The organism is Salinisphaera hydrothermalis C41B8 (assembly GCF_000732535.1).
Taxonomy (GTDB): domain Bacteria; phylum Pseudomonadota; class Gammaproteobacteria; order Nevskiales; family Salinisphaeraceae; genus Salinisphaera; species Salinisphaera hydrothermalis.
This window is the reverse complement of record NZ_APNK01000006.1, coordinates 99,007-119,050: the sequence shown is the minus strand read 5'-3', so window position 1 is coordinate 119,050 and position 20,044 is coordinate 99,007. Positions and strand designations below refer to the sequence as shown.

Sequence of the window (20,044 nt, the reverse complement as noted above, 5' to 3'; positions counted from 1 at the left end):
GTCTTCGGCGGTCTCTGTGCCGTAACCGTCGCGATGGCGGGCGTGGCTTGGTTGATTATTATTAGGCGTACCGATACCGAATAGCGTTGCCCACTCGATAGGCGGGCTGGCTATCGGCCATGAGGCCCGAAGGCTCCCGAGGCAGAGCGGTCAGCTGGGCGCGTGGGGCGGTGCGCCGTGGCTCGGATGCCGCGGCGCCCGGCCGGTCAGCAGTTTATACAGTACGGGCAGAAGCACGAGGACCAACGGGATCTGCACTAACAAACCGGAAATGATCGCGATCGCCAGCGGTTGCTGCATGCCGGAGCCCTGGCCGAGCCCCAGCGCTAAAGGCAACAGCGCGAGCGCGAAGGCGAGGGCGCTCATGACGATCGGGCGCATACGATTGCGGCCGGCTCGAATGAGGTTCCAGGCCAGCGGCCGATGGTTGTCCATCAGCCGTAATTCTGAAAAATAGAAAATCGCGATTTCGGTGACGATGCCGATGACCATCGTCATGCCCATCATCGCCGTAATGTTGAGCTCGGTACCCGTCAGCCACAGGCCGATGAAAACCGCGCTGGCTGCCAGCAGTGGCTGAACGAGGATGGCCAGCGCCACGCGGAAGCGTTCGTACAAGAACAACAACAGCAGGAATATCAGCGCGACCGCCGCGACAAAAACTTCCATCAGGCCGCGAAAGGCCTGTTGTTGCTGCTGATACAGGCCGCCGAGCTGATAATACACGTCGTTCGGAATCAGCCCCGGCTTGCCCAGGATTTTCTTGACGTCGCTCACGGTTTGGCCGAGCGAGCGCCCGCTGATGCGTCCGGTTACCGTGACGTCGGTTTTCAGGTTATAGCGCGTCAGTTGCGGTTGCCCGGATACGATTTTGACGTCGGCCACCCGTTTGACCGGTACCAGATGCCCGTCCGGGGCGCGCAGACGGAGCTGGCCGATCTGGTCCGTCTGGGCACGCAGCGACTCGGGAATCCATACGCGGACGCCGATGAAGTTCACGCCCTGGCGAACCCGGGTGGTCACGATGCCGCCGAGATAAGCCTGGAGCTGATGGGTGATGGCCTGGGGCGAGAGCCCTTCGATGGCGGCCTTGACGCGGTTGACGTGAATTTCCAGCGCATCGCCGGCGATGGTGACACCGCTTTGGACCCCGACCACGCCTTTCACACCCTCGATCGCGTGTGCGACCCGATGCGCGACCTGGCGAAGCTGGCCAGTATCGTTGCCGAACAGGCGGATGGCGATCGGTTGCGGATTTGAGGTGAGATCGCCGATCTCATCCTCGATCAGCTGATAGAGCTCGATATCCAACCCCGGCACCTGTTGCTCGACGGCCTTGCGGACCTGGGCCATGACCGCCTCGGTGGAAGGCCGGGGCGGCGGGACCAGGCGTGCAAACAGGTCGCCGGTATTCGGCTCGGTGATGCCGCCGCCGAGCTGGGCGCCCTGACGGCGCGACCAGGTCTGGATATAGGGGTTCTTCTTGAGAATGGCCGCGACCTGCATCATCAGACGGTTGGTTTCGGCCAGAGATGTGCCCGGCGGCGTGCGGTAATCCATGGTGAAGCCGCCTTCGTCGAGCGTGGGAATGAAGCCCGTGCCGACGTGACCGAACGCCAGATACGCACCGGCCAGCAGGGGAATCAGGCCGACCAGCAACCAGGCGGGCCGGCGCATCAGCCGGATCAGAAGGCGGGTATAGCGACGATTGAACCACTGCCCGAAGCGGCCGCTTTTTTCGCGCTCGGTATCCTTGGGCCCGAGCATGAAATCCGCCAGCAGCGGCACCACCAGCCAGGCCACCAGAAACGACAGGAACAGGCTGATCGCCATGGTCAGCGACAGCGCCTTGAAGAATGCCCCGGTGACGCCGCTCAGAAACGCCAACGGCAGGAAGATGATGATGGTCGAGGCCGACGAGCCGATCTGGGGCTGGGTGAATTCCCGGGCTGCCGCCAGAACGCGTTGCGTGTCGTGTTCGCCCGTCTCCTGCACCCGGCGCACCACCTGCTCGACCATCACGATCACGTCGTCGATGATCAGCCCCACCGCCGCGGCCATGCCGCCGAGCGTCATGATATTGAGCGTCATGCCGAACACGTAGAGCAGCAACATCGTCGCCGCGAGCACGGCCGGCACCGCGATAATGGCGACCAGCGTGATCTTGAGGCTGCGCAGGAACACGAACAGCACCACGCCCGCGAGCAGGATCCCAATCACGATGGCTTCGACCACGCTGGTTCGGGAGACACTGACCAGCACGCTCTGGTCGTACCATTGATGCAGCGTCACGCCTTTGGGCATGTGGGGCTGGAACTGGGCCAGGCGCGCCTTGAGATCGTGTGAGAGTTTGATCACGTTGGCGCCGGGCTGCTGGTAGACGTTGAGCAGCACGGCCTGTTTGCCGTCGGCGGTAAAGCGTGTGTATTTCGGTGCGGTCGCCAGCCGGACCGTGGCTACATCCTGGAGTTGCACCAGCCCGTCCGAGCCGCTGCGCAGCACGGTATGGCGGATCTGCGACAGGTTCTTGAAGCGGGTATCGGAAACGGTCAGATACAGCTTGTAATGATCCTGGACACGGCCGACCGCGGTGAGGACATTGGCGGCCGACACGGCCTTGGCGACATCGTCGATCGACAGGCCCAGCGCATTCAGCCGCGCCGGGTTCACGCTCACCCGGTACTCGGCCCGATCGCCACCCTGGACGGTGACCTTGGCCACACCTGTCACGCTGGATAAATAGGGCACCATCTGGTGTTCGGCTAGATCGCGCAGCTTGACCTGGCTCACCGTATCCGAAGTGAGGCTGTAAGCGATTACGCCGGTGTAGTTGGCCGGATACATGCGTTTGGCGGTAAACCGCGTGCCCGGCGGCAGATCGGGCTTGATCTGATTGATCGCCGATTCCAGCTGCAACAGGGCGTTGACCATGTCGTGGCCCCAATCGAAGTTGACCGAGATATCGGTCGAACCGCGGCTGGTGGTCGAACTCACCGACCGCACGCCGGGCACCGCGCGTACGGCCCGTTCCACCGGGCGCGTCACCTGCAGCATCATCTCCTTGGCCGGACGCGCGCCGGCATCGAGACTCACCCGGACCCGCGGGAACGAGACTTCCGGGAACAGCGCCGAGGGCAATTGCAGCAGGCTGGCGGCGCCGCCGAGCGTCAGCAGCGCCAGCAGAAACAGAACCGAGCGGCGATGGTTCTGAACCCAGGCCGCGAAATTCATGCAGCCGAACGAGGCGCGATGCGGGCGGTGCCGAGGCTGTGGCGGTTTGTCGCCGCGAGGTGATGGCCACGGCAGAGATCGTTGGGCCCGTCAAACCGTGCGCGATTTGCTCGATCGCGCCATGCATGCACCCGGTCGGCGTTGTGCTGCCGCGGCCGATACCCGTCGTCGCGAGCCAATGGGTTGGGTCTGGTGTCGTGCATTCGGTTTCGGTTGTTCCGTTCGCCGTTCGCCGTTCGCCGTTCGCCGTTCGCCGGCATGGGCGGCCCTTGTCGGCGCAGGCCGGCATCGCCAGGCGCGACTCGCTTAGCGGCGAATCACGGAATCGTGACGGTCATGATCCTTTGCAGCGTGTTTCCCCGACCGCCATGGCCGCGTTGCTACCCAAAATCGTGTCGGGTAAGACGCGGCGCGCGCCAATCGTGTGAACACGCCCTAGATTAGCCGGATACCGCGTATAAGCTTCGTAAGAGAAGGCCTCGAATCAAACAGATACGGGCGCCGTCGCCGCGCGGCGACAGAATACGCGGCTGTTGATACCGCTTGAGTGGACGGGTCGAAGACGAACCGGAGGCAGCGGCGTCGCCGGCTAATCAATCCGGTACCAAAACAGCCGGCTGCATCCGATGTTGTCCATGGCCTTTGCGGCTTCCGGTGCACATTCGATGGCGTACTCGCGTGATGAGCCCGAGACATCATCCGTGTGCGCCGGATTCGTAGGCTACGACAGATCGCAGGAGTGCAGGTGCCAGTGCTGCGCCTTGTCGGAACTGCCCGGCACGTTGTTCGAGCGTGCCAGCACGCATTGTCCGGTTCGCGACTTGTCGGTTCCGTCGCGCGTGTGCTCGGTGACAGTGATCGGCACCGTGGCGTAAATCGTGCCGGCCGCGCCTTCGGTGCGGGTATTGCCGGTGACTTTCATCCGGATCGATGAGACGCCCGGGTACTGTGATTTCAGAGCGGCCGCCGAGGCCGGCGCCTGGTGGCTTTGCGTGCGCCACAGCGCGTACGCCTGATCGAATTGCCCGGCGTCTATCGCCTTGAAATATTGGGCCAGCACATCCGCAGCGCTCTGGGTCGACGATGCCGCTGGTGTCGGATGATCGGTCGTTTCTGTGCTCGAGGCGCTGTTCGTCGAGCGGGCGGTCGATGAGCCGTGCTGGGGCGATGAACACCCGGCCATGAGACCGGCGACGAGGGCGCCAACGACGAGCCATCGAGTTGCACTGATTTCGAATGTCATAGCCCAGGCTATCGAGATTTCAAATGAATCGCTGCCTACCATAGCGGATTCAGCCGCGCTCGCGACGCAGTGCAACGGCTCGCCCATCGGAGCGATTTTGGCATGCCATCCGGCGATGACCGACCTATCGATCCGGCTAATGGCGAGCCCGGTTCGCGATCGATCAATCGCCCAGGATGCTCACGCGGAAACGCCGTTTCTTGATGCCTGACTGGCGCAGCCGATCGCGCACGGCCTTGGCTTTGGAGCGTGCGACCGCGACATAGGCGCGCACTGTGGTGATTTCGATCTTGCCGACGTCGTGGCCGTCGAGCCCGCCCTCGCCGGTGAGCGCGCCGAGGATATCGCCCGGGCGGAGTTTGTCGCGCCGGCCGCCTTGAATGACCAGCGTGGCCATGGGCGGCTGGGCACGGGCCGCGCCGTCGTTGTCCGGCCAGGCCGCCCAGTTCAGGCGGAGGCCGGCCGCGGCGGCGATGCGCTCGGCCCGGTCGCGTTCGCCCGGGGTGCATAGCGAGACCGCGCGGCCCGATTCGCCAGCGCGTCCGGTTCGGCCGATACGATGGGTATGGGTTTCGATATCGCGGGCCAGATCGACGCTCACCACCAGCGGCAGCGACGGAATATCCAGACCGCGGGCGGCGACGTCGGTTGCGACCAATACGGCACAGCTCTGGTTGGCAAAGCGCAGCAGCACTTCGTCACGCTCGCGTTGTTCCCGATCGCCATGCAGGGCGAGGGCCGAAACGCCGCGGTTATTCAGATGACGACAGACGCGATCCACGTCGTCGCGCCGGTTGCAGAACAATAACGCCTGGGCAAATCCCCGCTGGCGGCGCTGGCTATCGGCCAGTACCCGTTCCAGCACGGCCAGCTTTTCGGCTTCGGTCACCCGATGAAATATTTGCGTGATCCGCTGGGCCGGGCCGTCGCCGCGAGTTGCGGTGATCTGCTTCGGATCGCGCTGAAAGCGGGCCGAGATATCACGGATGCTCTCGGGCCAGGTGGCCGAGAACAGCAGCGTCTGTCGAGCGGCCGGCAGGTGGCCGACGATGGCCTGGATATCGTCGATAAAGCCCATATCCAGCATGCGATCGGCTTCGTCGAGCACCAGCGTCTGCAGCGCATCGACCTGCAGATGGCCGCGTCGCAGATGAGCCAGAATACGGCCCGGTGTGCCCACCACGATATGCGGCGCCTGGTTGAGCGACTGGGCCTGGGCGCGCATCGGCGCGCCGCCGCAGAGAATCACCAGCTTGACGTTGGCGATCGGCGCGGCGAACTGGCGCAGCGCCTGACCCACCTGATCGGCGAGTTCGCGGGTCGGGCATAGCACCAGCGCCTGGGTTCGGTCCGGATCGACGGTCAGTTTGTTGAGCAGGCCGAAACCGAAGGCCGCGGTCTTGCCGCTGCCGGTCTCGGCCTGGCCCAGGACATCGGCACCGGCCAGAATCGCCGGCAGCGTCTGGGCCTGCACCGGCGTCATGCGCTCGAAGCCGCGGGCCGCGGCGCTATCGATCAATTCGCGGCGGAGCGCGAGGGAAGCGAAATCAGTCATCCATCATGATCGCATGATCGACAGAGCGGGTGCTTGTTCCGCAGGCGCGAGCCGCCCGGCGGCGATTCGATGCAGCAGGCGGAGGCGGCCGCGTGAGACGAGCCTCCCGCCATAGGCGAGCGCTAGGGCTGTTGCCAGTGGTAGGGATATTGCGTGCCGCGGTTCTTGTAGCCGATGTGCAGAAAGCCGCCGCCGGTCGGGTCGAACAGCATGCGCTGGTCGAAGTAGAACGTATTCATGGGCCGCCAGTGGCGCCCGCCATCGCGGCTCAGGGCGATAAATTCGCCGTCGTTCTGGCCGCGATTGAACATCAGCAGTCGGCCGCCGGCGCGCAGCGAACTCATGCGTTCGTTGCCGGTTTCCACCAGCGGCTGCAGTTCGCCGGCGCGCAGGCGATAGAGGGTGTAGCGCTCGGGTGTGTTCGAGCGGAAGATGCCGAACAGCGCTCCTGTGGGGCTGCGTTCGATGTCGATGAAGGCGCCGTCGTATTTCGTGGCGGCCAACAGCTCGCCGCTGTCGGCATCGATCTGGTACATCACGGTATTCGGCGCGCGCCGGTATTGGCCGCCGGTGACCGCATAAAGCCGGCCGCTGTCATCCATGTACCAGTCGAAATGATCGGTCATGTTGTCGTTGTACAGCGACGACGTCAGCAGTTCGGGGTGATAGGCCATCACGCGATCCGTGTCGATCAGGACCTGCCAGTGACGCCCGCCGTCGGACGACCGATACAAACGCTTGAAGCCCTTCAGCCATACCCGTTCGCCGTCGATCGCGACAATTTTCGGCGTGTAGGCTTTTTTCAGCGTCTGCTGGGCGGCCAGCCGCCAGTGTTGCCCGAAATCGTCCGATACGAATACGGTGTTATCGGATAAATTGGGCAGCTCGGCGACCAGATAGCAGCGCCCGCTCGCACCACAGGCCAGCGCTTCGGCCTCGCCTTGCAGGCGGGCCACCACGGCCAATTGCCGATCGTGGCGGCGCAGTACATAGGTCAGCCCCTTGGGGTGGCTGCGACGTATGAGCCGTTCGATCTGCTGTTGACGGTCGTTCGGGTCGATTTTTGGCGGCCTGACCAGACAATTGAGCACGGGCTGATCCGGTCCGGCGGTGACTTGCCCGGCGGCCTGACACTGGGTCTGGCAGTCTCCGGCCTGCATGCAGGATTCGGCTTCCGGGTCGCGGCCATGCGAGTTCACCGTGAGCAAGCTGTCGTCGCCGGCGGCCGCGGCCTCGAGGCTGTCCCAGTCCACCGGCTCGGCGAGCCGGGTGTCGAGCATGCGGCGGTCGCCGTATTGCCAGCCGTGTGCGAATCCGGCCATGAAATACCAGTACATGGCGAACACGCCGTAGCTGAACAAGGCCGCGAGCAGCCAGGGTCGTATCCAGGTCGGCACCATGATCAGGAATACTCGTTGAGCGTGGCGCTGCGCCCGGCCCGCAGCCGCCAGCCGAAGGCGATGCCGAGGATCTTCTCGATCGGCCGGGCTTGTTTGCGCCGGAAGTAGAAGTGATGGATGCGCTCGCCGATCAACCCCAAGCCGCAGAACAGCAGCGTCATGATCAGCAACATGGCGAGGCTCAGGTGCATGAGCTCCATCCAGTCCCAGTAGTCGGGGCCGACGCCACGGGATATCCAGTCGATGGCGGACAGCGTGAACCCGACACCGGTCATGAATACCAGGATAAACAGGACAAAGAGCTGGATGGCGCGCCGCGCCAACGGCGTATGCAGTGTGCCCTTGTAGGTGACATGCGCGATGCCGTCGCTTTCATTCAGCAAGCCGTGGATTTCGCCATCTGCCGCCAGCGTGAGCAGCGAAACATGATCGCCGGCCGCCAGAAACAGCGGCGCCCGGCGGATCAGCACCGGGTCGAGCAGGGTACGCCACTCGCCGGCGCCGGTACGGGAGTGGATCGAAAACGGCGCGCCACCGCAGGATAAGTGATATTCGAGCATCTGATAGCTGTAGCGACCGCTGCCATACGTTTCTTGCTTGACCGAGACATGATCGAGCCGACCCTGCAGCAGTCCGAAGTCGCGATGCAGGCCGTCGTCGAGTTGCAGCCGCTGCGGCGTGCGATGGGCCGGTGGCTGATGGGTCGCGATCGGCTCGCCGGCGCGCGCGGCGTGGAACAGGCGCGCCAAACGCCGGCGCCCGGGATGGGCCATCAGCGCCAGTCGATAGATCGCCCAGGCGCCGGCAAAACCGCCAACCGAGAACAGCACGATCTGAAACAACACCACGAATAGATTGACGCCGAACGGCAGCATCAAAGCGGCCACGATCGGTACCGGGCACAACAACAGCACCAGCGGGGCCAACCAACGGCGTTGTCCCGATTGAGGCGCCCAGGCCTTGCCGTTGTCGCGCACCAGCCAGTGCAGCCAGGCGCTGCCGTCATGCAGCCGGTGGGCGCCGATGACGACCGATTCGTCGTGCTTCAGGCCCTGGGCTAACGCGGCCTCGTCGAATTGAGCACGATTGAAGAAGAAAACGCCGCCGTCGGTGCGCAGGCGGCCGAGCGAGATGCCGTCTTCGACCGGCATCTGCTGCAGATCGCGACAGGTCGCCCGGACGCAGAATACGGCGCCGGTGCGTTCCGGATAGGGCGGGGCGGACTTATTCGACGACATCGGGGGCGACGCTCCGGTTTGATGGGCGGGTCGGGCGCGTGACATCGGCGGCCCGGGGCGGGTCGACCGTGCCATCGGCAAAGCGATGGATCTCGAAGCTGTCGGTATCGATACCCCGGCGTTTCAAATCCTGCGTCACGACGTCGATGGCGGCCTGGAAATCTTTGTCCGTCATGCCCTGATAACGCGAGGCGGCGACGACCAGGCGCGGCGCGGGCGTCATTTTCAGCCAGCGCGCGATGATCGGCATGGGTAGCTGGCCGGTGAGTTGACGCAGCTGGTCCGGTATATCGGCGGCGTCGCGATAACGCACGCGCCAGCTCAGTTGCGGTGGCGTGCGGCCGCCCAGGTCTTTCGTGGTAACGCCTTTGGGCGCCAGCAGAAAGAACGACAGCGTGTGCTCACCCGGCATCGGTTGCAGGGAAATCGCCGAATACGGGGCGAGCGTGAGCGTGCCGTCGTGCTGCACGCCCATGCGATAGCCCTCGGCTTCGCCGTTGATCAGGAATTCCGTGATGCTGTTCGCGGTGCTCATCATATCCAGCATCTTGCTGCCGATATGCCGGGCGTTGATGTTGGGCGCCAGCACGGGCTTGAGGTCGGCGTTGTCGGCATGGGTCCAGGCATAGACCGGCCCTTTTTTGGCCACGGCTCGTTGCAGCCGGTTGGTGGTTTGTTTAAGCACCACCGGCGCGCGTTCGGCCATGCCCTGGAACGGGCTCGGGTCGACGATCGACTTGATCCAGCCCGGGTCGCAGGCGCGAATGCTATAGCTCAGCGGCAACAGGATGCCGGCCAGCGCGATCCACTTGCTGTTTTTCTTGAGCTGTTCGCGCAGGCGCCGACGGGCCGCCGTGTTGGCGCGGCTCAGATCGGCGGCGGAGCTGCTCTGGCGGGCCGATGCCCGGTCGGCCGGCGCGTTGTTCTTTCTTGCGGTGCGGGCTCGGCGTCGGCGGGTGTCAGCGGCCTCGACATCGCGCGTGGTCGCCTCGGTCGCCGGCTCGCGAGCGGTTCGGGCGGTGGCCATGGCGGGATCGCGTGCCGTGTCGGGCCCGTCGAACAGCAGGGCGCGTCCCGGCAGGGTGGCGTTGTGACGCTTGCTCTCGATCCCCGCGAGTGTTGCCTCGATGAACGCGACATAGTCGAGCAGGTCGTCGCAATAATGACGTTTGTCGAGATGGAAATGTAGCCGTGGCCGGTTGGCGAGCTTGAGCGTGAGCGACGGCGCCGAGACCTCCCAGCGCCACAGGCCCATATCGCGCCCGGTGGCATGCCGCTGCACGTCGGCAAAGGCAACACGGCCGAACAAACGGGATTCGAAGCCGGTGTCGTCGAAGTGCACCGTTTCCTCGCGCCCACGCGCTGCCCGGGCGCGCCAGCCGTAGGCGCCCCAGACGCCGAGCCACAGCACGACCGCAGCCGCCATGGCCGTCAACGCCACGTCGTTCGAGATCGCGCCGTGTACGACGGGCAGGACGATGCCCAGCAAGACCAGACCGCCCAGGAAGGCCAGTACGGCAGCCCCGCGCAGATCGCAGCGGTCGTGGTGGTAATGTAAAACCCCCGGCGGTGTCATCGATTGTTGTTCTCTTGGCTGTGGACCTGCCGGTGATGACCAGCCCTGGGCCTGGCTGGGCCGGCGCATCGTTTGTTTCGGACCTTACCGGGGCCCGACGGGCCGAACAACCGCCCCGTTTTGGGCGAGAATTCCTTGGCGCACAATGGATTGGCCGATGGCGGCGTCGGCGGGGATGAGCCCTCGAAGACAGGCCGCGGCGAAGCCTTTATCGTAGGCCGAATGATGGTGGATCAACTCAAGGCTCTGGCCAGCGATACGCGCCTGCAGATCATGACCTGGCTGCGCGAGCCGGACACACAGTTTCCGCCGCAGGCGCATGGTGATCCGGTGGGCATCGGCGTCTGCGTCAGTCATATCCAGCACAAGGCCGGGTTGTCGCCGTCCACGGCCTCGACGCATCTGGCGATTCTCCAGCGCGCGGAGCTGGTTTGTGCCACGCGGATCGGCAAATGGACGTATTACCGCCGCAATGAACCGGCGATCGAGGCCTTGCTGGACGACATCCGCCGCATGGTTTGATACCGTAGGCCCAAACATTTCGTCAGTTAACGAAATAACGAATCGAAAGGAGCCAGATATGTCGAATCAAGCGATTGTGGTCGGTGTTGGCAGTGGCTATGACAACGTGCGTAGCGAACAGCGCGAAGCGCCTGCGCCCGGGCCGGGTGAAATCACGGTACGGCTCAAGGCGAATTCACTGAATTTCCACGATTATGCCGTGGTTACCGGGCTCTGGGGCGGTGTGACCGAAGACCGTATCCCGATGGCCGACGGCGCCGGCCATGTCGAGGCGGTCGGCGAGGGCGTGACCGAGTTCGCCGTGGGCGATCATGTTGTGAGCACGTTCTTCCCGACCTGGCTCGACGGCGAGGCCGAGGTGGAAGGCTTCGACACCGTGCCCGGCGACGGCATCGACGGCTATGCCCGCGAACGCGTGACCCGGTCAGCGCAGGCCTTTACGCGTGCACCGGCCAACTACACGCCGGCCGAGGCCGCGACGCTGACCACCGCCGGCCTGACCGCCTGGCGGGCGTTGATGGAAGACGGCGCGCTGCAGCCCGGCGAGACCGTACTCGTCCAGGGCACCGGCGGTGTGTCGGTGTTTGCCCTGCAGTTCGCCAAGAGCTGTGGTGCCACCGTGATCGCCACCTCCTCGCGCGATGACAAGCTCGAGCGCTTGCGCGCGCTGGGCGCCGACCACCTGATCAACTACAAGCAAGACGCCAACTGGGGCCAGACCGCGCGCGATCTCACCGGTGGCCGCGGCGTCGATCACGTGATCGAGGTTGGTGGGCCGCATACGCTCGAACAATCCATGACCGCCGTGTGCGTGGGCGGCCATATCGCCGTGATCGGCGTGCTGACCGGCGTGGCGGGCGAGATGTCGCTGATGCCGATGCTGGCCAAGCAGATTCGTCTGCAGGGCGTGCTGGTCGGCAACCGGCGCCAGCAGCAGGACATGGTCCGCGCGGTCGAAGCCAACGATATTCATCCGGTCATCGACAAGCACTTCCCGCTGAGCGAGCTGGCGGATGCGTTCCGCTACCAGGAAACCAACCAGCACTTCGGCAAGATCTGTCTCGATATCTGAATAGGTCGATCACGGCGTCGATAGCGGCGACAGCCCCGGCCCGACGGTCGGGGCTTTTTTTTAGGCTCTTCGCGTATGTGCGGGACCGAGGCGGTCGGATAATGGCTTCGGCTGGATGATTAGATGGCCGGCGGTGTCGCCGTTTGGGCAATACGCCAATTCCTGAATGTATCGTGCCTATATTCGAGTCCCGTTGTGCGGCGACGGTGAGGCCAAGTGTCGGCGGGTGTCCGGTTCACTGCAGCCAGGCCACGGCAAGCCCGGCGAGCAGCGACAAGAGCATGGGGCCGGCGACCCGGAGCGCGAGTTTTTTTCGACCGATAGCGGCCGCGATGCCGAGCTTGACGACGTTGTTGGTCGCCGCGGCGATCACGATGCCGATCACCGCGGTCTGTACGGTGATCGATTGCTGCGACATGCGGGTGAGGGACAGGGTGATCGCATCCACATCGGCGATGCCGGAGGCCGCCGCCAGCGCATAAAGCCCGGTATTGCCCAGCCATTCGCGGGCGAACTCACCGACCACCAGAATGCCGGTGAGCAACAAGCCGAACAGCAGCGCGGAATTGAGATCGAGCGGGTTCTGGCTGAGCGTCGGCTGGCTGACGGTTGGCTCCGCGGTCTGGCGCGCCCAGAGGATGGCGGCCGGAATATAGAAGAGCAACGTCATCACCGCGATCGGCCAGACCAGCCACGGCAGCAACTGGCGGTTGATCAGCACGCAATAGATGAAGATGCGCGGGAACATCGTGCCGCAGGCGATCAGGATGCCGGTGGCGAACTGCGGGCTCAGCTCGGGCGCGCGCGCCGACTGACGCGCGAAATGCAGGGTCAACGCCGTGGATGAACTCAGCCCGGCGAACAGACTGGTGAACAGAATGCCTTTGCGAACCCCGGCGACCCGGATCGCGAAATAGCCGACGAAGGAGATCGAGGCGATCAGCACCACCATCCACCAGATCTGGTACGGGTTGAGCACCCCGCGTGGACCCATACCGATATCGGGCAGCAACGGCAGCATCACCACCGAGATCAGCAACAGCTTGAGCGCGGCGTCCAGCTCGTACGATTTCAGGCGTTCGACCAGCCCGTGAATCTCGGCCTTGTTGTCCAGCACGATGGCGGTGACCACAGCGGCTGCCGCGGCCACGGCCGGGTCGATCGCCACCGCCATGGCGCCGTAGCAGAACGTCAACAGAATGCCGATGACGCTGGTGATGCTGAAATTCTGGATATGCGCCAGGCGCTGGCTGAACGCGACCAGAGCAATCGCGACGACGCTGACCAGCAGCACGGGAAAAGCCCAGGGCGAGACCTCGGTGGTCAGCAAGGCCGATACACCGCCAAGAAGACCGATCAGGGCGAAGGTCCGGATGCCGGCGATGCGTTGCCCGGCCTGTTGCTCGCGGGCTTCCCAGCCCCGCTCGAGTCCGATGATCGCGCCCAGCAACAGGGCAACCGCCAGGTTCAGCGTGGTTCGGTTCGTCGCCAGGAAGTCCGCCGTAACACTCATGCACCCACCTTCGATCGACCGGGCCGTTCGGGTCTCAACGACGGCACGCCGGCACGACGTTAACGGCCGATTCCCGATTATTGCGCATGCCGACGACGGCTGGCACTACTGACGGCAGCACGCGCGGACTATCGCTTCACGGGCGGCTCGGTATGTATGTGCGTCTCGCGGCCGGCACGGATCCCGGCGATTTCATCGTCGACCGCGGTAACCTGGTCGCGGGTGGCGAGAATCGCATAATCCAGCTCGAATTCTCTTGAAGCGCCGGGGGCGAGTGTCGGCACGCGTCCGGCCTCGCGTTCTATGGCCCGGTTGTAGGGAAAACCGCTGCCCGGCTCGATGCCGGTGACGTAGCCCTGTTGCCGGGTATCGGTGTTCTTCCAGAGCGTCAGGCCGGGCAATTGATCGACGCGATAACGAATCGCGACGCCACGATCGGCGGCCGCGTTATGCAGCATGGCCGTGGTCCGGTTGTCGTCGTTGGCATAGGGCCAGAGCGTATAGGCCTGTTCGTCGAAGTGCCCGGTGGGCCCGCGGTAGCGGGGCCAGCTGTCGAGATCACGGGCGGCGTAGGTGTTGAACGGTGCTACGTCGCGAATGGCGCCGACGAACGCCGCGTTCTCTTCGAGCAGCGGCGGGCCGAAATTGCCGTGGTAGAGGATCTGGAACTCGCGCTCGTAGTCGCTGCGATTGGTAAGGCGATCCGAGATTCGGAAGGCGGCTTCGCCCGGCAGCGTGGAGATCTCGGTGGCCATCTCGAAATCGGCGAACTTGAACGTGGCCTCGCGGACCACGCCGCGAACGCGGATGCGGTGCGGCGGTTCGGGGTCCACCGTAATCTCGACGCGCGAGGCTGGCGTGTTGCCCGCGCGACCATGCAGGGTGAGCCGATGCTCGCCGTCCAGGCCGGGATGGCCGGACCACGCGAAACCGCCGCGCACCAGCATTTCATTGAAACCGTCCAGCCAGCCCAGCCCGCCGCGGGCCTCCAGGTCGATGAAAGCAGGGTTCACGACCTCCCGCACCGGCGAATCCCAGCCCAGGGCGATGTCGCCGGCGCGGGCCTCAAGAATGCCCATGCCCCGCGTCGGGATAACGGTAAAAACCAGATGCCCGTTATCGATCTCGATCAACGACACACCTTCCTGCTTGCCACCGTGCAGGACGTACTGGCGTATCGAAAACGCGTACGCGTCGCCGAGGCCGAGCATCCTGTGATCCAGGGACCAGACGACGTCACGATCCGGGGTATCGACAAGAACGAATGTCGTGCCATCGGTTGGGGCCATGGTACGTCTCCGGCGGTCGGCATGAGCGGTCTGAATCCCAGCGTAGGCAGGCCCGCCGCCGGCTCGCAACCGACGCGCCACACCCCGGTGCGATCAGGGCTGCGGCGTCTCGGATGTCTGGTGCACGGGGATGGCGACTTCGTTGCGGCGCAGGAAAGGTAGCGTCCACGGCGGATCATAGAACCAGGCGACCGGGGCGCCGCTGGGTTGCCAGCGACTGCCGGCCAGCGCCTGTTCGAGCGCGGCGGTGTGCTCGCGTACCGCGGCTTCGCTGCGGCTGTTGGAAAATCGCAGCACGGCGAAGGTTTCGGGCGGCAATTCCTGCAACACGACGCGGTCGTCGTTCGGCTGCGGGGCATTGGCCCGGTTGAAGCGGCTGGGCAGGAAGAATCGTATCCGCCAACCGGCGCCCGTGCGTGTCTGCGAAACAGGCGCGGTCATCTCGATCTTCTGGGTGGATTGTGCCACCGGAGCGGTCATGGCGATCTCGGTCTTGGTCGTGTTGCCGCCGAAGATATAGCCGGCCAGGCGCTTGAAGCCCTGCTGGCGAGCGTCGATCACGTCGGGCGTGTCCACGACGGTATCCGCGGCGAGCCGGGCTGCATAGCGTCGGATGGTCACGTCGCCGATCCGGTCGACGACGTCGTAATGCGGCGTTTCCGTATCGCCGCGGTAACCGAATACCGAGCAACCGGCCGAGAACAGACTGCCCACGAGTGTTGTCATCAGAAGCCACCGTTGCATTGTGTCGCGCCGCTTTCGACGCAAGGCCTGTGGCAGGCATACCACATCGCCGGCTTTGGCGCGCTCAGCCGGTGGATGGGGGTTCTCAGCGCCGAATCGGGGGATGGCGATACCCATGCGTGGACCTCGTGAATGGAACGTCGGCGCCGGCGTTCGCGTCGCTAATCATTGTTGCCGTGCTGGCCCGGTCGGCTCTGGCGCGCGCCCGACCCATGGCCGGACGGGCCGTTGTGCTGGCGCGGCGCCTGCGATGGCCGTTGCGGCGGTCGAGTATGACGCGGTGGCTGTGCGTGTGGAGAGGACGGCGAATGCGTCGGCCGTGGCTGTCGATCCGGACGATATTGAGGGTTGCGTTCGTGTTGCGGAGAGGCCGGGCGCGATGGGCTGCGGTGCTCGATGCGGGACGGTGGCCGGCGATCCGGCGCGCCGCTGCCAGGATGGACGGGCCGCCCTCGATCGCCATGCGGCCCGTAACGGATTTCATAGCTGTGGCGCTCGCGATACCAGGGCCGCTGCCGATAGTGGTGCGACCAATAGTCGCCGAGGCTGAAGACGACGATTGCGATGCCGATCTGCGGCCCGTAGCCGGCGATCGTGACGCGGCGGTTGTCGTACTCATAATCCAGATAATCGGCATAGACCCAGCCGCGATAATCGAGTGCCGATACGTCGCACCAGGAATAGTCGTCCAGGCAGCCGTGAATCAGCACGCGAACCCCGGGCCGCAGGACATAGAGAACCGGATACCCGACGCGCGGGCCGGCGCGCAGATCGACCGAGGCCGATACCACGGCATAACTGGCGGCCCAGACCGGCATCGAAAACACGAGCGCACTGGCGACGATCAGGCCGGCCAGGCAGGCCCGCCGGGCGCGGGCATACAAAAACGCGGACATGACGTGACTCCCCGGCGTGCAACGCCGAGTTCAGATGGGCGGCCTAGCCATGGGGCACGGCCGCCCGCCGGCAGATGTGGTCAACGAGGCCTGCGAGACGAGCCGCGGGCGAAACGTCGCCCGCTGTGCCCGTCGACGCACTACAGGCTCAGTCGTCGTTGTCGGGATACGCGTTGCCCGGACACCATGGCCCGTTGCGGTGCCAGCGCGTGCGTTGCTCCGGCGTGAGCGTATGCTCGAATTTATTGCGCATCTCGACCCCGTTGATCAGCATTTGCCGCCGGGTTTTCGCGATGCGGTCGTAGATTTTGCCCACGGCCTGCGGGTCAGGATTCTGCTGGGCCATCAGGCTCTGCATCTGGTTCATGTCCTGATACAGCTGTGAGCGTAGCTGTTGCTGTTGGCCGGCTTGCTTCTGCCATTGCTGGCGCAACGCCTCACGCTGTTTGGGATTGAGGTTCAAGCCCGGTCCCACGCCCTGGCCGTATCCGTACATCATGCCGGGGCCATAGCCATGCATGCCGTATCCGTAGCCATAACCCGGCCCCATATGTGCGCCGTAGCCGGGCCCATAGCCCGGCATGCCGCCGGGCCCGTAACCATTGCCCATCATGGGACCGTAGCCATACATCATGGCGCCGGGGCCGTAGCCGTACATCATGCCCGGGCCGTAGCCATAGGGCGGCGTTTGTGGGTTGGTCGGGGTCTGCTGGGCAGGCGGGGCGCTCGATTGCCCGGTGCCGCCCATCATGCCGTTTTGGGCGAAAGCCGGAGACGACAAGGCCGTGGTCAGCGCCAAAACGCCGAGCCAGGTGGTGGTCTTAAGAGTCTTGCGAAGTGCCATGATGAGGTCCTCGTGCTTCTACGTTGTCGAAACGCGACATGCCGCCGTTATTGCCATGCGGAATGACGCCATGACGAATAGTTTGGTGCGCGCGCGCGGCGACAGGCTTGACCGAGATCAATCCCGAGTGGCACCGGGCCAGCGCGCCCGAATAACGGGCTCGCCGGTGATGCCGCCGACGCGGCTGATCGTGGTGGCAGGCTTTGACGGCTCCTCGCCATCGATGGGCGCGCGTACGAAACGGCAACAGGCCCAAATAAGGCGTTTCGTGACGCCCGGCACACTTACCGTTTCGTAAAGTTCCGGCAAACGCGTCGCAAGGCGCTGAACGCCATTCTTGGACGCATCCGCTAGGCGGATTCGAGCCGGGGAGCGGCTCGATTGATCTCATTCCTTTTAGGAGAAGACGATGCGTTTGAAAGGTTTCAAGTTTGCGATGATCACTCTGGCCGCAATCAGCGGGATTTCGACGGCCGCGTATGCCGCGACCGACACCGGCGCGCCGTCCGGAGCCCGATTGACGATGCCGCAGGCCCGTGCCGAGGCACTTAATCAGGTCCACGGCAAGATCAAGAGCGCCGAGCTGGAAAAAGAGGCCGGCGGATCGGGGCTGCGTTATTCCTTTGATATCCAGACGTCGCACGGCCTGCGGGAAGTCGGCATCGACGCGGTGTCCGGCAAGGTGCTGGAAAACAGCCATGAAAGCGCCGGCAGCGAAGCTCAGGAAGCGCGCAGCGAGCACGAGCAGACTTCGGGCTCGAACAACGGTGAGACCGAGGACAATGATCACGACCGCAACGGTGCGGAAGACTGACGAGCCGCCGGCAAGCGGGGTGTCCCCGCTTGCCGGCCTGGAACCGCCATGACGAGTGCTTGCAAGATTCTGTTGATCGAAGACGATCGGGAGACGGCCGATTACGTCGCCCACGGTTTGCGTGAGCTGGGGCATACGGTCGATGTAGCCGGCGATGGTGCCGAGGGGCTGTTTCTGGCGACGGAGGAAAGTGGCTATCAGCTGCTGATCGTCGATCGCATGCTGCCGCGGCTGGACGGGCTCGCCATCGTGAAAACCCTGCGCGATACCGGTTTGAATACGCCGGTGTTGTTTCTGACCACGCTGGGCGGTATCGATGATCGGGTCGAGGGGCTGGAGGCCGGTGGCGACGATTACCTGACCAAGCCGTTCGCCTTCGCCGAATTGGTCGCACGCGTGCAGGCGCTGGCGCGGCGGCCGCCGTTGCAGTCGGAAGCGACCGTACTGCGGGTGGCGGACCTGACCATGGATCTGGTCAAACGACGCGTCTGGCGGGCCGATCGAGCCATCGACCTGCAGCCGCGGGAGTTTCGACTGCTGGAATATCTCATGCGGCATGCCGACGAAGTCGTGACCCGCACGATGCTGCTCGAACAGGTCTGGGATTTTCATTTCGAGCCCAAGACCAGCGTGGTGGAAACCCATATCAGCCGGCTGCGCACCAAGATCGATCGCGGTTTCGACACGCCGCTGATTCATACCGTTCGTGGCGCCGGTTATTCGTTGTACGCCGATGCCTGACGTATTCCGCAGCCGAGCGTTTAAAAGCGGGCTGGCCTATGCGGGCCTGTTCACCGTCAGCGCCGTCATTCTGTTTGCTGTCGTTTACTGGCAAACCGCGGGTTACATGCAGAATCAGTTGCATGGCGTAATCGATCACGAGACGCAGACCCTGGTCGGCGCGTATCACGAGGGCGGGCTGGCCGGCCTGAAAAAAGCGATCGGCGATCGTCTGGAGTCCGGGAACAACGACAACCACTATCTGCTGGCCGTGCATGATCGACGGCTCGCGGGGGATCTGCCCGCCCGAGCGGCGGTGGTTGGCTGGTCGCGGGCCTATCGCTCGGTTCAGCCGGGCGACACGATGGCCGATCGGCCCGACGACGGGCGCATTCCGCTCGTTCTGCGGGGCACGACACTGCCCGACGGCGCCGTTCTGGTCGTGGCCCGCGACGCGCAGCAGCTCGCCGCACTGCGCGCCCGTTTGGTCGATGCCGTGCTCTGGGGGCTGGTCGTCGTGTTACTGCTGGGGGCGGCCGGCGGCGCGCTCATGGGGCGGGCCGCTCTGCGACGTGTGGAGCGAATCAACCGGGTGGCCGGCCGAATCATCGACGGTGACCTGTCACAACGCGTGCCCGATAGCGGGCGCGGTGACGAATTCGATCATCTGGCGCGGCATCTCAACCGCATGCTGGACCAGATCGAACGCCTGATGGACAGCATGCGCCAGGTCAGCAGCGACATCGCCCACGACCTGCGCACCCCGCTCGGCCGCCTGCGCCAGGGGCTGGATACGGCGCGCGAGCAGGCTCAATCGCCGGGCGATTATCGACCGGCGGTGGATCGCGCGATCGCCCAGACCGACCAGATTCTGGAGACATTCTCCGCGTTGCTGCGTATTGCCCAGATCGAATCCGGCAGCCGCCGCGCGCGTTTTGCCCGGGTCGAGCTGTCGGCGCTGGTGGAAACGCTCGCCGAAACGTATGCCGTGGTGGCCGAGGAAACCGCGCATGTGTTTTCTGGCGATATTCAGCCCGGCGTGGCGGTTCGCGGTGATCGCGAACTGGTGACCCAGGCGCTGGCCAATCTGATCGAAAATGCGCTCACGCATACGCCGCCCGGCACGCGGATCGAGATGACCCTGCGCACTCGCGACGGGGCGGCCGTTGTGAGTGTCGCCGACAACGGCCCGGGCATTCCTGCCGACGCCCGGACCAAAGTAACCCAGCGGTTTTATCGGCTCGAAGCGAGCCGGACCCGGCCCGGCAATGGCCTGGGTCTGAGTATGGTGGCGGCGGTGGCCGATCTGCACGAGGCGACGCTGACGCTGGACGATAACGCGCCGGGGTTGATCGTGTCTCTGCGTTTGCCGATCGTCGGTTAGACG

The 20,044-nt window shown here is 64.7% G+C and carries 16 protein-coding genes; 5 read left to right on the top strand and 11 right to left on the bottom strand.

All coding sequences use genetic code 11. From position 1 onward, the window contains the following. Positions 1-150: 150 nt before the first annotated feature. From C41B8_RS06455 to C41B8_RS06430, 6 genes are all read right to left on the bottom strand, one after another. A complete protein-coding gene (locus C41B8_RS06455; RefSeq protein WP_051883181.1) occupies positions 151-3,231 on the bottom strand; it encodes an efflux RND transporter permease subunit in 3,081 nt (1,026 codons plus the stop codon). A gap of 721 nt (positions 3,232-3,952) precedes the next feature. Further along, positions 3,953-4,474, bottom strand: a complete 522-nt coding sequence (locus C41B8_RS06450) for a hypothetical protein (RefSeq protein ID WP_037335671.1) — start codon at positions 4,472-4,474, stop codon at positions 3,953-3,955. A 163-nt stretch (positions 4,475-4,637) separates the two neighbouring features. Further along, positions 4,638-6,029: an ATP-dependent RNA helicase DbpA gene (dbpA, locus tag C41B8_RS06445; RefSeq protein ID WP_037335669.1), complete on the bottom strand. Its 1,392-nt coding sequence runs from the start codon at positions 6,027-6,029 to the stop codon at positions 4,638-4,640. Between the two features lie 122 nt (positions 6,030-6,151). Beyond that, positions 6,152-7,429, bottom strand: coding sequence for a WD40/YVTN/BNR-like repeat-containing protein (locus tag C41B8_RS06440; protein ID WP_037335663.1), 1,278 nt, complete (start codon positions 7,427-7,429; stop codon positions 6,152-6,154). A 2-nt stretch (positions 7,430-7,431) separates the two neighbouring features. Then, on the bottom strand, positions 7,432-8,667 hold the full coding sequence (locus C41B8_RS06435) for a hypothetical protein (RefSeq protein WP_037335657.1): 1,236 nt from the start codon (positions 8,665-8,667) through the stop codon (positions 7,432-7,434). Further along, a complete protein-coding gene (locus tag C41B8_RS06430) occupies positions 8,654-10,312 on the bottom strand; it encodes a hypothetical protein (protein WP_232226006.1) in 1,659 nt (552 codons plus the stop codon). The genes C41B8_RS06435 and C41B8_RS06430 overlap by 14 nt, the downstream gene beginning before the upstream one ends. Before the next feature lie 153 nt (positions 10,313-10,465). Here C41B8_RS06430 and C41B8_RS06425 point away from each other — a divergent pair, with 153 nt between their 5' ends. Together C41B8_RS06425 and C41B8_RS06420 are read left to right on the top strand one after the other, a co-directional pair. Next, on the top strand, positions 10,466-10,765 hold the full coding sequence (locus C41B8_RS06425; RefSeq protein ID WP_037335653.1) for an ArsR/SmtB family transcription factor: 300 nt from the start codon (positions 10,466-10,468) through the stop codon (positions 10,763-10,765). Positions 10,766-10,823: 58 nt separating this feature from the next. Then, positions 10,824-11,837, top strand: coding sequence for a zinc-dependent alcohol dehydrogenase family protein (locus C41B8_RS06420; protein ID WP_037335648.1), 1,014 nt, complete (start codon positions 10,824-10,826; stop codon positions 11,835-11,837). Between the two features lie 235 nt (positions 11,838-12,072). Here the strand turns inward: C41B8_RS06420 and C41B8_RS06415 are convergent, their stop codons facing one another. From C41B8_RS06415 to C41B8_RS19475, 5 genes are all read right to left on the bottom strand, one after another. Continuing rightward, the gene (locus C41B8_RS06415) at positions 12,073-13,350 is read right to left on the bottom strand and encodes an MgtC/SapB family protein (protein WP_037335645.1); all 1,278 of its coding nucleotides are present in this window, start codon (positions 13,348-13,350) and stop codon (positions 12,073-12,075) included. 128 nt (positions 13,351-13,478) lie between these two features. Further along, on the bottom strand, positions 13,479-14,639 hold the full coding sequence (locus tag C41B8_RS06410) for an aldose 1-epimerase family protein (protein WP_084188594.1): 1,161 nt from the start codon (positions 14,637-14,639) through the stop codon (positions 13,479-13,481). A 93-nt stretch (positions 14,640-14,732) separates the two neighbouring features. Beyond that, positions 14,733-15,365 carry an SOUL family heme-binding protein gene (locus C41B8_RS06405; protein WP_051883192.1) on the bottom strand — a complete coding sequence of 211 codons (633 nt, stop codon included), beginning with the start codon at positions 15,363-15,365 and terminating at the stop codon, positions 14,733-14,735. A 179-nt stretch (positions 15,366-15,544) separates the two neighbouring features. Beyond that, positions 15,545-16,279 (bottom strand): SH3 domain-containing protein, encoded by a 735-nt coding sequence (locus tag C41B8_RS06400; protein ID WP_051883180.1) that lies wholly within the window; start codon positions 16,277-16,279, stop codon positions 15,545-15,547. Positions 16,280-16,427: 148 nt separating this feature from the next. Continuing rightward, a complete protein-coding gene (locus C41B8_RS19475) occupies positions 16,428-17,123 on the bottom strand; it encodes a Spy/CpxP family protein refolding chaperone (RefSeq protein WP_051883179.1) in 696 nt (231 codons plus the stop codon). 409 nt (positions 17,124-17,532) lie between these two features. Here C41B8_RS19475 and C41B8_RS06390 point away from each other — a divergent pair, with 409 nt between their 5' ends. The 3 genes from C41B8_RS06390 to C41B8_RS06380 are packed head-to-tail and all read left to right on the top strand — an operon-like array spanning position 17,533 to position 20,041. Continuing rightward, positions 17,533-17,937: a PepSY domain-containing protein gene (locus C41B8_RS06390; RefSeq protein WP_156962444.1), complete on the top strand. Its 405-nt coding sequence runs from the start codon at positions 17,533-17,535 to the stop codon at positions 17,935-17,937. 48 nt (positions 17,938-17,985) lie between these two features. After that, positions 17,986-18,678 (top strand): winged helix-turn-helix domain-containing protein, encoded by a 693-nt coding sequence (locus C41B8_RS06385; protein ID WP_037335639.1) that lies wholly within the window; start codon positions 17,986-17,988, stop codon positions 18,676-18,678. Continuing rightward, a complete protein-coding gene (locus tag C41B8_RS06380; protein ID WP_037335637.1) occupies positions 18,671-20,041 on the top strand; it encodes a sensor histidine kinase in 1,371 nt (456 codons plus the stop codon). Before C41B8_RS06385 ends, C41B8_RS06380 begins: the two co-directional genes overlap by 8 nt. Positions 20,042-20,044: the final 3 nt, after the last annotated feature.

Coding starts and splice junctions, on each gene's coding strand:
- C41B8_RS06400 (WP_051883180.1), bottom strand. CDS start 16,279: ATGTCCGCGTTTTTGTATGCCCGCGCCCGGCGGGCCTGCCTGGCCGGC.
- C41B8_RS06405 (WP_051883192.1), bottom strand. CDS start 15,365: ATGACAACACTCGTGGGCAGTCTGTTCTCGGCCGGTTGCTCGGTATTC.
- C41B8_RS06440 (WP_037335663.1), bottom strand. CDS start 7,429: ATGGTGCCGACCTGGATACGACCCTGGCTGCTCGCGGCCTTGTTCAGC.
- C41B8_RS06380 (WP_037335637.1), top strand. CDS start 18,671: ATGCCTGACGTATTCCGCAGCCGAGCGTTTAAAAGCGGGCTGGCCTAT.
- C41B8_RS06435 (WP_037335657.1), bottom strand. CDS start 8,667: ATGTCGTCGAATAAGTCCGCCCCGCCCTATCCGGAACGCACCGGCGCC.
- C41B8_RS06420 (WP_037335648.1), top strand. CDS start 10,824: ATGTCGAATCAAGCGATTGTGGTCGGTGTTGGCAGTGGCTATGACAAC.
- C41B8_RS06425 (WP_037335653.1), top strand. CDS start 10,466: ATGATGGTGGATCAACTCAAGGCTCTGGCCAGCGATACGCGCCTGCAG.
- C41B8_RS06415 (WP_037335645.1), bottom strand. CDS start 13,350: ATGAGTGTTACGGCGGACTTCCTGGCGACGAACCGAACCACGCTGAAC.
- dbpA (WP_037335669.1), bottom strand. CDS start 6,029: ATGACTGATTTCGCTTCCCTCGCGCTCCGCCGCGAATTGATCGATAGC.
- C41B8_RS06390 (WP_156962444.1), top strand. CDS start 17,533: ATGCGTTTGAAAGGTTTCAAGTTTGCGATGATCACTCTGGCCGCAATC.
- C41B8_RS06410 (WP_084188594.1), bottom strand. CDS start 14,639: ATGGCCCCAACCGATGGCACGACATTCGTTCTTGTCGATACCCCGGAT.
- C41B8_RS06455 (WP_051883181.1), bottom strand. CDS start 3,231: ATGAATTTCGCGGCCTGGGTTCAGAACCATCGCCGCTCGGTTCTGTTT.
- C41B8_RS06430 (WP_232226006.1), bottom strand. CDS start 10,312: ATGCGCCGGCCCAGCCAGGCCCAGGGCTGGTCATCACCGGCAGGTCCA.
- C41B8_RS06385 (WP_037335639.1), top strand. CDS start 17,986: ATGACGAGTGCTTGCAAGATTCTGTTGATCGAAGACGATCGGGAGACG.
- C41B8_RS19475 (WP_051883179.1), bottom strand. CDS start 17,123: ATGGCACTTCGCAAGACTCTTAAGACCACCACCTGGCTCGGCGTTTTG.
- C41B8_RS06450 (WP_037335671.1), bottom strand. CDS start 4,474: ATGACATTCGAAATCAGTGCAACTCGATGGCTCGTCGTTGGCGCCCTC.